Raw genomic sequence first — 14,062 nt, forward strand, 5'->3', positions numbered from 1 at the left:
CGGGTTTCTCCACAAATCTGAATACCAAGCGACAATCAACGGGTATGCGCCCGTTGATTGTTTTCAGCCTGATTTCGGTGTTGCTGCTCACGTTTTACATCCGCGAGGGCGAGGCAGGGCCGATTCATGCCGTGCGTTCGGGCGTAACGACGATTACCTCGCCGGTGCGCTTTGTGGGTTCGGCTGTGGCGGCTCCCTTCAATGCGATCGGCAACGTGTTCTCTAACCTTACGGCGTCGCAGGACACGCTCGACGAGCTCAAAAAACAAAACGAGGAACTGACCTCTAAGGTTGCTGAGCTCTCCGAGGCTCAAAAGACCGCTGAGCGTCTGGAGGGGCTGGTCGGCCTGCAGTCGACCTACAACCTCAAATCGACCGCAGCTCGTATCGTTGGTGCCTCGGGCGATGCCTGGACCTCGACCGTCACGATTGATAAGGGTTCTGCCGACGGGCTTACCATCAACATGCCTGTGACGAGTTCGGCCGGTGTTATCGGCCAGATCATCGAAGTCTCGGCCAAAACGTCCACCGTGCGCCTGATTGGCGACGAGAACTCCGGCGTATCCGCCATGGTGCAGGACACGCGCGCCCAGGGCATGCTGCAGGGTCAGGCTGACGGCACGCTGCGTCTTGAGTACGTGAGCGTCGACTCCGATGTTAAGGTTGGCGACATCATCGTGACCTCGGGCATCGGTGGCGTGTTCCCCAAGGGTCTACCGCTCGGCACCGTCTCGTCGGTTGAGAAATCGGCAAACGACGTGTACTACACCATTGTGGTGCGCGCTCAGACCACGGCCGAGAACAACGAGGAAGTGCTGGTCATCACCTCGCTGACCGACGAACAATCGGCCTCGGATGAGGACGTGAGTACGGCCAACAGCACGCCGCAGGGAACGTCGCGCGACGCTGCGACCAAGACGAAGGACGAGAGCTCGGATGACAGTTCCGACACGTCCGAGACGACCGATTCTGGCTCGAGCGAATAGGGGGCATGTCCATGGATCTACACGAGCAGGGGATGAGCTCCCGTACGTTTGTGATTGCCGCCATCGTGTGCGTGCTGCTGCAGGCAGGCCTGGCGCCGCAGATCTCCATTGCGGGCGGTCGCGTCAACTTCATGATTATCCTGGTGTGCCTAAGCGTGTTCTCGGGCGACCCGACCCGTGCCGTCGTGTGCGGTTTTTGCAGCGGCTTGTTTTATGACCTGTCCGCTGCCGTGCCGGTGGGCGTTATGTCGCTCCTGCTGACCGTGGGTTCTTTTGCCCTGGTGCACAGCGCCGTCGGTCAGACGGGCGGTACCCCGAGTGCGCGCGGCGTCACCGTGGGCGCCTTCGCGCTCGTCATTAATGTGATCTACAGCATCATCTTGCTGTTTATGGGTTTGGAGACGAGCTTTGTCGTGGCGATCTTCGGCCATGCGCTGCCGTCCTCGATCCTGACGGGTCTGGTTGCCATTCCGTTTTTGATGTCCGGCGTCGTGCCGCAGTCCGGCTATGGATTCTCCGCACGTGGCGGACGCCAGACGGGTATGCGCTTTAAGCCCAAGACCCGCAAGCTCAAATAGGGGAGGCCCGTAGATGTCTTCCCAGATGACGGTTATTATCGCCGGTATCGTGCTGGTTGTGGCCATCGTGGTCGCGCTGGTCATCATGCGTCGTGGCGATTCCCGTTTTACCTACGATACACAGCATGGAACGGCCCCGCGCGCCACCGAGGGCGAAGGCAATACCGCGGCGACCGCCTTTAAGGGCCGCTTTTCCATCCTCACCACGGGTGTGGGCGCGATGTTTGCGGCACTTGCCGTCAAGCTGTGGGGCATGCAGATGGTCTCGTCGGACTATTACGAGAAGCAGGCCAATAGTAATCAGACTCGCACCGTTACCACACCCGCTGTGCGCGGTCGCATCCTCGACCGCAATGGCGTGGCGCTTGTCCAGAACCGTCCCTCACTTGCTGTCGTGGCCTACCGCGACCTTGCCGAGGATGAGGTTCTGGTTCGCCATCTTGCCAACGTGCTTGGAATGCCTTATGTGGCGGTCCTTCGCAATATTCAGGACAATACAGAGGGCGCTCAGAGCCTGCATACCATCGCGACGGACGTCCGTCGCTCCACGGTTGCCTATATTCAGGAGCATGCCGGCGAGTTCCCGGGCGTCAAGATTGCCGAGCGTACCGAGCGCCAGTATCCATACGGCGAGACGGCATGCCATATCTTGGGCTATACCGGCACCATTACCTCCGAGCAGCTCGAGGCCCAGAATAAGAAAACTTCTGGCGACGATGATGCTTCTGCTGGCAAGATTACGTACCAGTCGGGCGATATCGTGGGGCAGGCGGGCGTTGAGAGCTACTACGAAAACCTGCTGCAGGGTATTCGTGGCGAGCAGACCGTCAAGGTCGATGCCTCGGGCAACGTGACCGGTCAGGCCGGCGCCGTGCCCGCGAAGGCCGGCTCTGACATTAAGCTCACGCTCGACCTTAAGATCCAGCAGGCCTGCGAGACGGCGCTGGCGAGCGCTATCGAGCTTGCCAAGACCACTGGCTACAGCAATGCCGGCAACGGCGCTGTAGTGTGTCTCGATCCCAACAATGGCGAGATCCTGGGCATGGCGAGCCAGCCCAAGTTCGATCCGTCCGTCTTTATCGGCGGCGTCTCAAATGACGTGTGGACCGAGCTCAATGATGACAAGGGTTCGCACCCGCTGCTCAACCGCGCCATTAGCGGACAGTACATGTCGGCCTCGACCATCAAGCCGCTCTCGGCACTGGCTGGTCTTGAGTTTGGAACCTACACGTCGGGGCAGACGACCAACTGCACGGGCTATTGGACGGGTCTGGGCAAGTCGTGGGGCAAGTACTGCTGGCTGCATTCCGGCCACGGCACCATGACGCTGCAGTCGGGTATCGCCAACTCGTGCGACCCCGTCTTCTACGACATGGGCAAGGCGTTCTTTTATGACGAGCAACATCCCGAGGGCCTGCAGGAGGTCTTTCGTCGCTGGGGTCTAGGCAAGACCTGCGGTATCGATCTGCCGAGTGAGGGCGCGGGCCGTATTCCCGATGCCGAGTGGAAAGAGTCGTACTTCACCGACGCCTCTGCCGAGGACCGCAAGTGGAATGCCGGCGATATGACCAACATTGCCATCGGTCAGGGTGACATTCTGGTGACGCCCCTGCAGATGGCGTGTGCCTATATGGGTCTTGCCAACGGCGGCAAACAGTACGTGCCTCACGTGTTTTTGTCTGCCGTGTCGCGCGATGGCGACGGCGATGCCTATAAGTACAACGGCAAGGGCAAGAAGAAGCGCTTGGTGGCCAAGATCAACAGCGATTCGGATTTGGCTCTTGTTCGCAACGGCATGCACGACGTGATTTACACGGCATCGACGTCCCTGGCGGCTCACTTTGGCACCCTGACGCCGCAGGTATACGGCAAGTCGGGCACGGGCGAGAAAAGTGGCGAGGACGAATACGCGTGGTTCTGCGCCTATGCACCGGCCGATGATCCCAAGTATGTCATCGCCACTGTCCTGGAGCAGGGCGGCGGCGGCTCAGATACCGCGATGCATGTCGTGCGCGACGTGCTCGGCGTGATTTATGACGAGCCCGATACCTCTTCGGCCTCGGGCGATTCTTCGGTTCGATAGGAGGTTGCGATGGATTTTTCTCCGACGGATCTGTTCCGTTCAACCAAGACCGGCTCTCGCAGCAGCCTGGACCGTGTCAACAAGCAACTTTCGGCCTCGCGCGGCACGTTTCGCCAAAAGGTGCATATCGGTGTGCTCGTGGCTACTGTGGCGCTCGTCGCCTACGGTGCCATCATTATCTGGTCGGCTTCGCAGTTTAAGGCCGATGCTTCGTTCTCACGCCATCTGCTGGGAATTGGCATCGGAGCGGTGCTGGCGGTGCTGGTCTGGCGCTCCGACCTGCGCGGTATTTCCAATTTCTCGACGGCGTTGCTCGTCATCGACCTGATCGTGATCCTCTCGCCCAAGATTCCGGGTCTGTCCTATACGGGCGGTCTGGGCATGACGGGCTGGATCAAGATTCCCGGTATCGGCTTGACATTCCAGCCGGTTGAGCTTGCCAAGCTCATCACCATCTTCTTTATTGCTACGCTTGGCTCGCAGTATAACGGTCGCATCGATACCGTTCGCGACTACGTCAAGCTCTGCGGCATGCTGTCCATTCCGTTTTTGGCTGTCGTTGCCATGGGCGACCTGGGCTCGGGCCTGGTCGTGCTGGTTTCGGGCGCCATCGTCATTTGTATGAGCGGTGCACGCCGCGAATGGGTGCTGTCGACCCTGGCCCTGCTCGTGGGCTTGGTGGCCCTCGTCCTGGCGCTCGATTCGGTCTTTGATTCGTTGCTCGGCCATGATGTGCTCATCAAGCAGTATCAGATGAACCGTCTGACGGTCTTTATCGACCCCGATAATGCCGATTCGGACGATGCCTACAACCTGCAGCAGTCGCTTATCGCCGTTGGCTCGGGCGGCTTCTTTGGTAAGGGCCTGGGGCATGCGACGCAGTCGGCCGGCGGCTTTCTGCCTGAGTTCCACACCGACTTCGTCTTTGCCTTCCTGTCCGAGACCTTTGGCTTCTGTGGCTCCTTTTTGCTCCTGTGCCTTTACGTGCTGCTGATCTTTTCGACGATTCGCGTCGCCTTTAAGTGTGAGTCGCTGTTCCTGCGTCTGTCGTGCGTAGGTATCGTCGGCATGTGGGCATTCCAGACCTTCGAGAACATCGGCATGTGCATCGGCATGATGCCGATTACCGGTATTCCGCTACCGTTTATTAGCTTCGGTTCGTCTTCGATGATGATCCAGCTGCTGACGGTGGGTATCGTACAATCCATATGGCGGCATCGTTCGGGCGCCGCGTAACCGCTGGAGGGGTTTGCTATGAAAATTCCCGTAGATAAGCTGACCCGCGCTTTTAAGATGGGCGCGTCCGTTAAGAAGGATTCCGATACGCCGGTGCGCGTCTCGGTCTATCTGGATTCGTCCGCCTCGCGCTTTCTGGCCGAGACGGTGCGTGACGCCTTTGTGCCGCAAACGACCTCGGGTATTGTGCGCGTCGAGCGTCTGGGGGAGGAGCGAATTGCTCCAAAGACCGATACCGATGTGGTGCTGGTGCTCTCGTGTGGTTCCGACCGCTTGGAGAGTGCCGTACAGGAGCTCGTGATCGCCGGCGCGCCCGTGTGCGTGCTTGCCGAGTCTGCTGTGGAGGTGCCGTTTATCGAGGAGTCCACGCCCATGCTCGGCGTGGTAGCGGCAACCGATAAGACGTATCTGCTCGAGACGCTTGCCCGCTGGATTCTCGATCGCACCGACAAGGAAACGGCCTTTGCGGCGAACTTTGCCTTCATGCGCATCGCGGCGGCCAATCGTATCATCACCTCGTGCGCGCTCACCAATATGGCGACCGGTGCGCTGGTGTTTTTGCCGGGCGCCGATTATCCCGTTATGGCGCTGGCGCAGGTGGGCATGCTCTTTGAGCTCGCTGCCGTCTTTGGACGCGGCATTAAGCCTGAGCGCGGCTACGAGGTCGCGGGCGTGCTTGCCGGCGGTCTTGTGATCCGCGCGGTCACCCGCGCGCTCGTCAAGCAGACGCCGCATATTGGGTTTGCCGTCAAGGCGCTCACTGCTGCCGCGGGCACCTATGGCATGGGCCGTGCGCTCGTTTCGCTCTACGAGCGCGATGTCGACTACAGCCGTGCCAACGAGGTGGTCACTGCCACGTTCTCCCGCGTTCGCGATCTGGTGACCACGGTCGCGGGCGCTACCCGTCCTATGGCGTCCTATCAGGACGCATCAGATCTCGCTGCTTAGGGGTTTTCCGTTGCGCGTTGCATACCAAGACTGTTTTCATTTAATTGAGCCGTTGCTCGCCAAGGTCGAGAAGCCGAGTCGCTATATCGATCACGAGTGGGGCACGCTTTCCAAGGCCGATGCCGACTACCGTTGCTGCCTGATCTACCCGGATGTGTACGAGGTCGGTCTGCCCAACCAGGGCATCGCCATCCTCTACAACATCCTTAACCAGGCCGAGGGCATCTCCTGCGAGCGTGGCTATGTGCCGTGGCCCGATATGGGTGATGCCATGCGCGAGGCGGGTATTCCGCTGCTGTCGCTCGAGGGTGCAGCGCCGGTCGCTTCGTTTGATATCGTCGGTCTGCATGTTCCGCACGAGATGGCGGTGACGAACTTCCTCGAGGCTCTCGACCTCGCTGGCATTCCGCTGTTAGCGGCCGACCGAGGTGAAGACGACCCCATTATCATCGCCGGCGGCCCCTCGGTGTACAACCCCGAGCCGTACGCGGCCTTCTTCGATGCCATCCTCATCGGCGAGGGCGAGGAATCGCTGCTCGAGACCTGCCAGCTGCATCGCCGCCTGCGTGATGAAGGGGTCCCGCGCGCGCAGATTGTCGAGCAGCTTGCATCCATTGTCGGCAACTACGTGCCGTCGCTCTATGAGGTTCGTCACGACGATCCCTGCTCGCCGCATGGCTACACCGTGCCGCGTGAGGGCAAGGATGCGCCGACCGTGGTCTACAAGCGCGTCGTCGAGGATTTCGGCGCCACGAATCCGCTGTCGCAGTCGTGCGTGCCCTATGCGCAGCTGGTCCACGATCGCCTGTCTATCGAGATCCTGCGCGGCTGCGCCCGCGGCTGTCGTTTTTGCCAGGCCGGCATGACGTATCGCCCGGTGCGTGAGCGCTCGGCCGACCAGATCGTCTCGTCGGTGATTCAGGGTCTGGAAAAGACCGGCTATGACGAGGTGTCGCTGACCTCGCTCTCCACGACCGACCACTCCTGCATTCGCGACGTGCTCGGCAGGCTCAACCGTCGCCTGGAGGATACGGGTATTCGCGTGTCTATTCCGTCGCAGCGCCTGGATTCGTTTGGCGTGGATATGGCTGAGTCGGTCGCCGGCGAAAAGAAGGGCGGCCTGACGTTCGCGCCCGAGGCCGGCAGCCAGCGCATGCGCGACATCATTAACAAGAACGTGACCGAGGAGGACCTGGACCGTGCGGCCAAGGCGGCCTTCGAGGCCGGCTGGAACCGCATGAAGCTCTACTTTATGATGGGCCTTCCCGGCGAGCGCGACGAGGACATCGTGGCCATCGCCAATCTGGCCGATCACGTGCTGGAGCTCGGTCGTTCCGTGGTGCCCAAGGCTCGTCGCGGCTCGATCTCGGTGTCCATCTCGGTTTCGGTCTTTATCCCCAAGGCTGCCACGCCGTTCCAGTGGTGCCCGCAGCTCGACTACGACGACGTCAAGCGTCGCCAGAAGCTGCTCATCACGAGCGTTCGCAACCGTGCCGTCCGCGTTCATTACCACGATGCCGAGACCTCGCTCATCGAGGCTGCGCTGTCCCGCGCCGGTCGTGACATGACGCCCGTCATCATCGACGCTTGGCGCTCGGGCTCTCGCTTTGACGCCTGGGTAGAGCATTTCTCGCTCGATAACTGGAAGGAAGCTGCTGCCAAAAACGGCATCGACCTCAATGAGCTCGTGCACCTGCCCTACGAGTTGGACTGGCGCCTGCCGTGGGAGCACGTGAGCCCCGGCTGCACGCGCGGCTTCCTCGAGCGCGAGTACCGTCGCTCACTCGAGGGCGTCACGACTCCCGACTGCACCCGCACGTCGTGCACCGGCTGCGGGATCTGCCCCACGCTCCACGCCAAGAATGTATTGATGGGTGATCGCGCATGAGTGAGCGCCTGACCGACAACCCCACGCTCTTTAGACTTCGTGTTCGCTATGGAAAGCGCGATCGCCTTAAGTACCTGGGGCATCTCGAAGTAATCCATACCATTGAGCGCATCGTGCGCCGTGCGGGGCTTCCCTATGCCGTCACGCAGGGCTTCTCTCCGCACATGCGCGTGGGCTTCTCTTCGGCGCTGCCTGTTGGTACGTCGTCGACCTGCGAGTGGTATGACCTGTTTATGACCGAGTTCGTGGCGCTCGACGAGGCGTTTGGGCGCCTGGCTGCGGCGTCTCCGGCCGATCTGGCGCCCATCGAGGCGGCGTACATCGACGTGCGCACGCCGGCGTTGACGGCGCAGCTCACGCGCCTGTCGTATCGCATCGACCTGCACTTGGATCCCGAGCCGCCCGTAAGCGCCGACGAGGTGCGTCGTGCGATCGACACGCTGCGCGCGGGCAATGGCATCGACTACGCGCGCGGAAAAAAGAGCAAGCGCTTGGATTTGGATCACACGCTCGTGGGCTATGAGCTCACGGCGGGGGAGCGCCCGGACCATTTGGTGCTCATGCTCGACACCCATGCCGACAACGAGGGCTCCATGCGTCCGGAAATTTTGCTTTCCGCTGCTGATGTTTTGTTGCAGGGCTTGACCCCGGGCGTGGATGCACCTATTGTTTCCACCGGTATGCAAGACCTCGTGACCATCTGCTCCTACGATGTCGAGCGTCAGAATCAAGCATGCGAGGACGACGAGGGCCGACTCGTCAGCCCCATACCTGTGCGAACTTGTGGATTTGCTCCACATACTCGTTGACGGGGGTATTTTCGCCTGCTACTATATTCGGCTGTTGCACTAACTGATGCATGAAGGGCAAGTAAACATGTACGCAATCGTTAACACGGGCGGCAAGCAGTACAAGGTCGCCACCGACGATGTCATCACCGTCGAGAAGATCGAGGGCAATGAGGGCGACAAGGTCACCCTGCCGGTTATCTTCCTCAACGATGGTAAGAAGATCGTCACCGATCCCGACAAGCTGGCCAAGGCCAAGGTTACCGCTCAGATCGTTGAGCAGTTCAAGGGCGAGAAGCAGCTGGTCTTCAAGTTCCACAAGCGCAAGCGCTATCGTCGTCTGAAGGGTCACCGTCAGCAGCTCACCAAGCTGAAGATCGTGAAGGTCCAGGCTACGTCCCGCGCCAAGAAGGCTGTCAAGGCAGAGGCCGAGGCTGTTGCCGAGGCTCCCGTCGCCGAGTAGATTACACTCGTAACGAAAGAGTAGGTATACACAATGGCACACAAAAAAGGACTCGGTTCCTCCCGTAATGGCCGTGACTCCCGCGGTCAGCGCCTTGGCACGAAGCGCTATGCCGGCCAGACGGTAACCACGGGCACGATTCTCGTCCGTCAGCACGGCACGCACATCCACCCGGGTGAGAACGTTGGCCGTGGTAAGGACGACACGCTGTTCGCGCTGGTCGACGGTACCGTTGAGTTCCACAAGGGTATCAAGCACAGGGTCAGCGTACGCCCGCTCGCGAACGCGTAATTCACCCTTCATAGAGCACATATGTGGGAGGCACTTGAGTTTTAGGATTCAAGGGTCTCCCTCTTTTTTGTAGGAGGCGATTCTGTTGTCACAGTTCACCGATATCAGCCGCATTAACGTGTGCGGCGGCGACGGCGGAGCCGGATGCATGTCGTTTAGGCGCGAGGCATTTGTCCCCAAGGGCGGCCCCGATGGCGGCGACGGCGGTCGTGGCGGCAATGTCGTCATCCAGGCCGATGCTCAGCTGTCTTCGCTGATCGATTACCGCTTTAAGCATCACTTCCGCGCCGAGCGCGGCACGCACGGGCAGGGTGCCCGTCGTAACGGTAAGAGCGGCGAGGACCTGATTCTCAAGGTCCCTATGGGTACCGTGGTGCGCGAGCTCGACCCCGAGACGCAGACCCCGATGTTCGAGATTGCCGATCTGGTGCATGATGGCGAGCGCGTTGTCGTGGCCCCTGGTGGCGCCGGTGGTCTCGGCAATACGCACTTTGTGACGTCGGTGCGCCGCGCGCCCGCGTTCGCCCAGCTGGGCGAGCCGGCCGAGGAGCACTGGATTGAGCTCGAGATGAAGCTCATGGCCGATGCCGCGCTCGTGGGCTTCCCCTCGGTGGGTAAGTCATCTCTCATCGCGCGCATGAGTGCCGCCCGCCCCAAGATCGCCGACTACCCGTTTACCACGCTCGTGCCGAACCTCGGCATGGTGCGTGCCGGCGAATATTCTTACGTCGTTGCTGACGTCCCCGGTCTTATCGAAGGCGCGAGCGAGGGTAAGGGCCTGGGTCACCAGTTCTTGCGCCACATTGAGCGTACGGCCCTGATCATGCACGTCGTCGACATGACGGGTGGTTTTGAGGATCGCGATCCGGTCGAGGATTACCACATCATCAACCGCGAGCTCGAGCAGTATGGCGCCGAGCTTTCGGAGCGTCCGCAGATCGTCGTTGCCAACAAGTGCGATGCGCCGGGCACGGCCGACAAGATTGCCGACCTCAAGCGCGCAGCGCTCGACGATGGACATATGTTCTTTGCCGTGTCTGCCGTGACGGGCGCCGGCCTCAATACGCTGATGCTTGCCGTGGGCGAGCAGGTGGCTAAGCTGCGCGCCGAGTTGGCTGTCTCGGATGAGCCGGTCGTTCTGCGCGACGATGAGTGGGAGCGCCGTCGCCTGCAGCGTGAGAAGCGTTTCCGCATTGTTCAGGAAGAGCCCGGTGCCTTCCGCGTGGTCGGTCGTGCCATTGAGCGTATGGTCATCCAGACCGACTGGGAAAACGAGGAAGCCGTCATTTACCTGCAGCATAAGTTTGCGCGTATGGGTGTTGACGACGCGCTCGAGAAGGCCGGTTGCCGTGCGGGCGACGAGGTCCGCATTTGTCAGCGCGCCTTTGACTTTGAGGGCGCTGAGGACTTCTCGGAGTACGAAGAGCTCGAGGATGCTGGCGAGGACGTTGCCGTTGAAGCCATTGACGTGGCTGATGCTGCGGATGAGGGCGTCGAGGTTGTCGATGCGGCGGATGCCGCGGGCGATGCCGAGACCTCGGAGGGCGAGTAGGCCATGTCGCTGCGCGGTGGAATCGGTCTGCCCGAGCTTCCTCTAGAGGACGGGCAGGAGTTTAGGCTCGGCATTATGGGTGGCACCTTTGATCCCATCCATTACGGGCACCTGGTGACTGCCGAGCAGGCGCGCGAGTCGCTCGACTTGGACGCTGTGCTCTTTATGCCGGCGGGCTCTCCTGCTTTTAAGCTTGACAAGCCGGTGACGCCTGCTGAGGACCGTTATGCCATGACGGTCCTCGCCACCGCCGCGAACCCGGCCTTTTTGGCGAGTCGGTTCGAGATCGACCGTCCGGGCGTAACCTACACGGCCGATACGCTTCATGCCCTTCGCGACTTTTACCCGCCGCAGGTAAAGCTCTACTTTATTACGGGCGCCGACGCGATTATCGATATTGTGACCTGGCATGATGCCGAACGAATCGCTGAGCTTGCTACCTTTATTGCGGCGACGCGACCGGGTTTTGATATCGATACGGCGCGTGCCCGAATCAAAGAGTCGGGGCTGCCGTTCGACGTGCGCTATATTCAGATTCCGGCGCTGGCGATCAGCTCGACGAACATTCGTAAGCGAGTTGCCCGCGGCATGAGCGTGCGCTATCTTACGAGCGAGTCCGTGCTCGGCTACATTCGCAAACGCAGGCTATATGCCGATTTGGGCCAAGAAGATTTTGAGTGATGGGGGTCTACGTTGTCGGTAGAGGATCAGTTTGAGGGCGATGAGCGCGCGCTGCTCAAGCGCATTCAAGAGCTGCTCGATGTTCGCATGAAGGATAAGCGCAAGCGCTATGTGCATTCGCTGGGTGTTGCCGAGACCGCACTTCATCTGGCCGAGGTCTACGGCGTTGACCGCTTTGATGCCGCTGCCGCCGGCCTGATCCATGACTGGGACAAAGTGCTCTCCGACGACGAGCTGGTCACGCGCGCTCTGCATTACGGCATTAAGATTGCCGGCTCTCCTTCCGCCGCGACGCCGCTTTTGCATGGCCCTGTTGCCGCCTATGAGCTTCCGCAGCTTTTTCCCGAGCTGTCGCCGGCGGTCTTTCAGGCTGTCGACCGTCACACCGTGGGCGCTTGCGACATGACGCCGCTCGATATGGTGGTCTTTGTGGCTGATGCCATCGAACCCAACCGCCACGGCGATTATGCCCATGCGCTGCGCAAGATGGTGGGGGAGTCGACGCTCGATGAGTTGTTCTTCTCCTGTTTTGCGCAGGGTCTGGTCTATGTGATCCAGTCCGGGCGCTATCTTTATCCCACGGCTATTACGATTTACAACCATTACGCCCAGCTGCGCTAGCTCGGGCTGTCTAGAAAGAGGTATTCCATGGCCGACGAGACCATGACCGACGAGCAGATTCTTGAACATGTGGAGCACAAGAGCTTCGCCGCCACGTCCGACCGCACTGCCGCCTCGCTGTCCGCGAGCGGTGTCGCCGCCGAGGATGTCGCCCGCGCCGCCGCGCAGGCCGCCTACGACAAGAAGGGCGAGGACGTTCAGGTGCTCGACCTGACCGAGCTTTCCGACGTATGCGACTACTTTGTGCTTGCCACCGGTACCAATAACCGCCAGGTCGATTCTATCGTCGACGAGATCGAGGAGAAGGTCGCCGAGGCTTGCGGCGAGCACCCGTTCTCCATCGAGGGTCGCGAGCAGAAGACCTGGATGCTCATGGACTACGGTTCGGTTGTCGTCCACGTCTTCACTCCCGAAGCCCGCGACTTCTACCGCCTCGAGAAACTCTGGGGAGACGCCCCCCAGCTCCCCCTCAACCTCCTCTAGTAGCTCATTTGAGACGGGGTTTTAGCTATCCTCACGCATATCGCCGGGCAGGTGCGGTTTTCCGCACCTGCCCGGCTTTCTTTTTACCCAAAGGCGGTTAATCGTTGAAGCGGGATTGGCGGCCGAAGGATAGGGCGGTGTCGCCGAACTTGTCTCGGACGGCGTCGATGGCGACGGAGAGGTCGCGGCGGTCGCTGGATTGGGCTCCGCGGTCATCGATCTCGCAGAACAGGTCGGTCTGGATGCCGCCTTGGTGGTCGAAGTCGCTCATGCCGATGCCCGCTAAGCGAACATGCATGCCTTCCTGCCAGATGTTGTCGAGCAGTTCGAGTGCAACCGCCACGAAGATGTTCTCATCGTCGGTCGGATGAGGCAGCCGGCGCTGTGCCGTACGCCCGCTGCCATACGAATACTTAAGCTTGAGCGTTACCGTGGCACCCGTCAGCCCCTGACGGCGCAGGCGGCGTCCCACTGACTCTCCCAACAGCGCAATTGCCGCCTCAATATCCCCACGCTCAGTCAGATCTTTAGCAAAGGTGCGTTCATTGCTGACCGACTTGACCTCTCGCTCTTCATCGAGGCTCGTGACTTCGGAGATTTCGAGTCCCAGCGCACGCTGGCGCATGCGTTCGCCGTTGACGCCAAAAATAGAGGCCAGTGTGGACTCAGGCGCGCGCGAAAGCTCGCCGAGGGTGTAGATGCGCATGCGGAGCAGTCGCTCCTCGGCCGAGCGCCCTATGCCGCTCATGGCAGATACCGGCAGCGCGGCCAAAAAGCGCTGCTCGGTTCCGGGGCGCACGATGGTCAGCCCAAACGGCTTGTCCCGCTCGCTTGCGATCTTTGCGACCGTCTTGTTGCAGCCCACGCCAATGGAGCAGGTCACACCCAGCGCTGCCACGCGGTCGCTTATACGCTGCGCAACCAGTAGCGGGTCTTCGGGCGCAAAGCGACCCGGTGTGATATCGATAAAGGCCTCATCGATGGATACGCGCTCAACGCGCGGGGTCTCGTCGGCGAGAATCGCCATGACCTGCGCGCTCACCTCGCGGTAGCGATCAAAGTGCCCGTGCGTCCAAATGGCTTGCGGGCACAAGCGCCGCGCCTCGGCCGAGGCCATGGCAGAGTGCACGCCAAAGCGACGTGCCTCATACGAACACGTGGACACGACGCCACGCGAATCGGCGTCTCCGCCCACGATGAGCGGTTTTCCGCGCCATTCGGGATGGTCGAGCATCTCCACGCTCGCAAAAAACGCATCGAGGTCCATGAGGCCCACCGCCGGACCCGTCCAGGGAGGCGGCGTGACGCCCGTGGCATCCTCATAACCGTATGTATGTTCGCGTCTTTCCATGTCATGAGTATACCGCGCAGCTCATGTGGGGTGCGTGTATGTGCTTGCAAATCCCGAATTCTTGTCTAAGATATGGATTTGCCCTCGACTACACCGAAGAAGTTGGTCTCACG

Annotated in this window: 14 protein-coding genes; 13 read left to right on the forward strand and 1 reads right to left on the reverse strand. The window is 60.8% G+C overall.

What is annotated here, in order from left to right:
• Window positions 1–44 precede the first annotated feature (44 nt).
• The 13 genes from mreC to rsfS all read left to right on the forward strand — a co-directional run bounded on the left by mreC (window position 45) and on the right by rsfS (window position 12,598).
• Window positions 45–986, forward strand: a complete 942-nt coding sequence (mreC, locus tag ACKUTP_RS06100; RefSeq protein ID WP_082421788.1) for a rod shape-determining protein MreC — start codon at window positions 45–47, stop codon at window positions 984–986.
• A gap of 11 nt (window positions 987–997) precedes the next feature.
• Window positions 998–1,564 carry a rod shape-determining protein MreD gene (locus tag ACKUTP_RS06105; protein ID WP_022094761.1) on the forward strand — a complete coding sequence of 189 codons (567 nt, stop codon included), beginning with the start codon at window positions 998–1,000 and terminating at the stop codon, window positions 1,562–1,564.
• Window positions 1,565–1,577: 13 nt separating this feature from the next.
• Window positions 1,578–3,647: a penicillin-binding protein 2 gene (gene mrdA, locus ACKUTP_RS06110; protein ID WP_409063820.1), complete on the forward strand. Its 2,070-nt coding sequence runs from the start codon at window positions 1,578–1,580 to the stop codon at window positions 3,645–3,647.
• 9 nt (window positions 3,648–3,656) lie between these two features.
• A complete protein-coding gene (locus ACKUTP_RS06115) occupies window positions 3,657–4,883 on the forward strand; it encodes an FtsW/RodA/SpoVE family cell cycle protein (RefSeq protein WP_409063821.1) in 1,227 nt (408 codons plus the stop codon).
• Window positions 4,884–4,901: 18 nt separating this feature from the next.
• Window positions 4,902–5,831, forward strand: a complete 930-nt coding sequence (locus ACKUTP_RS06120; protein ID WP_006236071.1) for a YcjF family protein — start codon at window positions 4,902–4,904, stop codon at window positions 5,829–5,831.
• A gap of 10 nt (window positions 5,832–5,841) precedes the next feature.
• Complete coding sequence (locus ACKUTP_RS06125) at window positions 5,842–7,719, forward strand: TIGR03960 family B12-binding radical SAM protein (protein ID WP_409063822.1); 1,878 nt, start codon at window positions 5,842–5,844, stop codon at window positions 7,717–7,719.
• Entirely contained in the window at window positions 7,716–8,528 is an 813-nt protein-coding gene (locus ACKUTP_RS06130) for a TIGR03936 family radical SAM-associated protein (protein WP_409063823.1), read from the forward strand. Before ACKUTP_RS06125 ends, ACKUTP_RS06130 begins: the two co-directional genes overlap by 4 nt.
• A gap of 67 nt (window positions 8,529–8,595) precedes the next feature.
• Window positions 8,596–8,970 (forward strand): 50S ribosomal protein L21, encoded by a 375-nt coding sequence (rplU, locus tag ACKUTP_RS06135; protein ID WP_035138585.1) that lies wholly within the window; start codon window positions 8,596–8,598, stop codon window positions 8,968–8,970.
• 33 nt (window positions 8,971–9,003) lie between these two features.
• Complete coding sequence (gene rpmA, locus ACKUTP_RS06140) at window positions 9,004–9,261, forward strand: 50S ribosomal protein L27 (protein WP_006236075.1); 258 nt, start codon at window positions 9,004–9,006, stop codon at window positions 9,259–9,261.
• An 85-nt stretch (window positions 9,262–9,346) separates the two neighbouring features.
• A complete protein-coding gene (gene obgE, locus ACKUTP_RS06145; protein WP_022094754.1) occupies window positions 9,347–10,813 on the forward strand; it encodes a GTPase ObgE in 1,467 nt (488 codons plus the stop codon).
• A 3-nt stretch (window positions 10,814–10,816) separates the two neighbouring features.
• On the forward strand, window positions 10,817–11,494 hold the full coding sequence (gene nadD, locus ACKUTP_RS06150; protein WP_055285119.1) for a nicotinate-nucleotide adenylyltransferase: 678 nt from the start codon (window positions 10,817–10,819) through the stop codon (window positions 11,492–11,494).
• 87 nt (window positions 11,495–11,581) lie between these two features.
• Complete coding sequence (yqeK, locus tag ACKUTP_RS06155; RefSeq protein WP_193221482.1) at window positions 11,582–12,115, forward strand: bis(5'-nucleosyl)-tetraphosphatase (symmetrical) YqeK; 534 nt, start codon at window positions 11,582–11,584, stop codon at window positions 12,113–12,115.
• A gap of 27 nt (window positions 12,116–12,142) precedes the next feature.
• Window positions 12,143–12,598 (forward strand): ribosome silencing factor, encoded by a 456-nt coding sequence (rsfS, locus tag ACKUTP_RS06160; RefSeq protein WP_117745948.1) that lies wholly within the window; start codon window positions 12,143–12,145, stop codon window positions 12,596–12,598.
• Between the two features lie 97 nt (window positions 12,599–12,695).
• Here the strand turns inward: rsfS and dinB are convergent, their stop codons facing one another.
• Window positions 12,696–13,949 (reverse strand): DNA polymerase IV, encoded by a 1,254-nt coding sequence (dinB, locus tag ACKUTP_RS06165; RefSeq protein WP_409063824.1) that lies wholly within the window; start codon window positions 13,947–13,949, stop codon window positions 12,696–12,698.
• Window positions 13,950–14,062 lie beyond the last annotated feature (113 nt).

The organism is Collinsella sp. wc0529 (assembly GCF_046116875.1).
Lineage (GTDB): Bacteria > Actinomycetota > Coriobacteriia > Coriobacteriales > Coriobacteriaceae > Collinsella.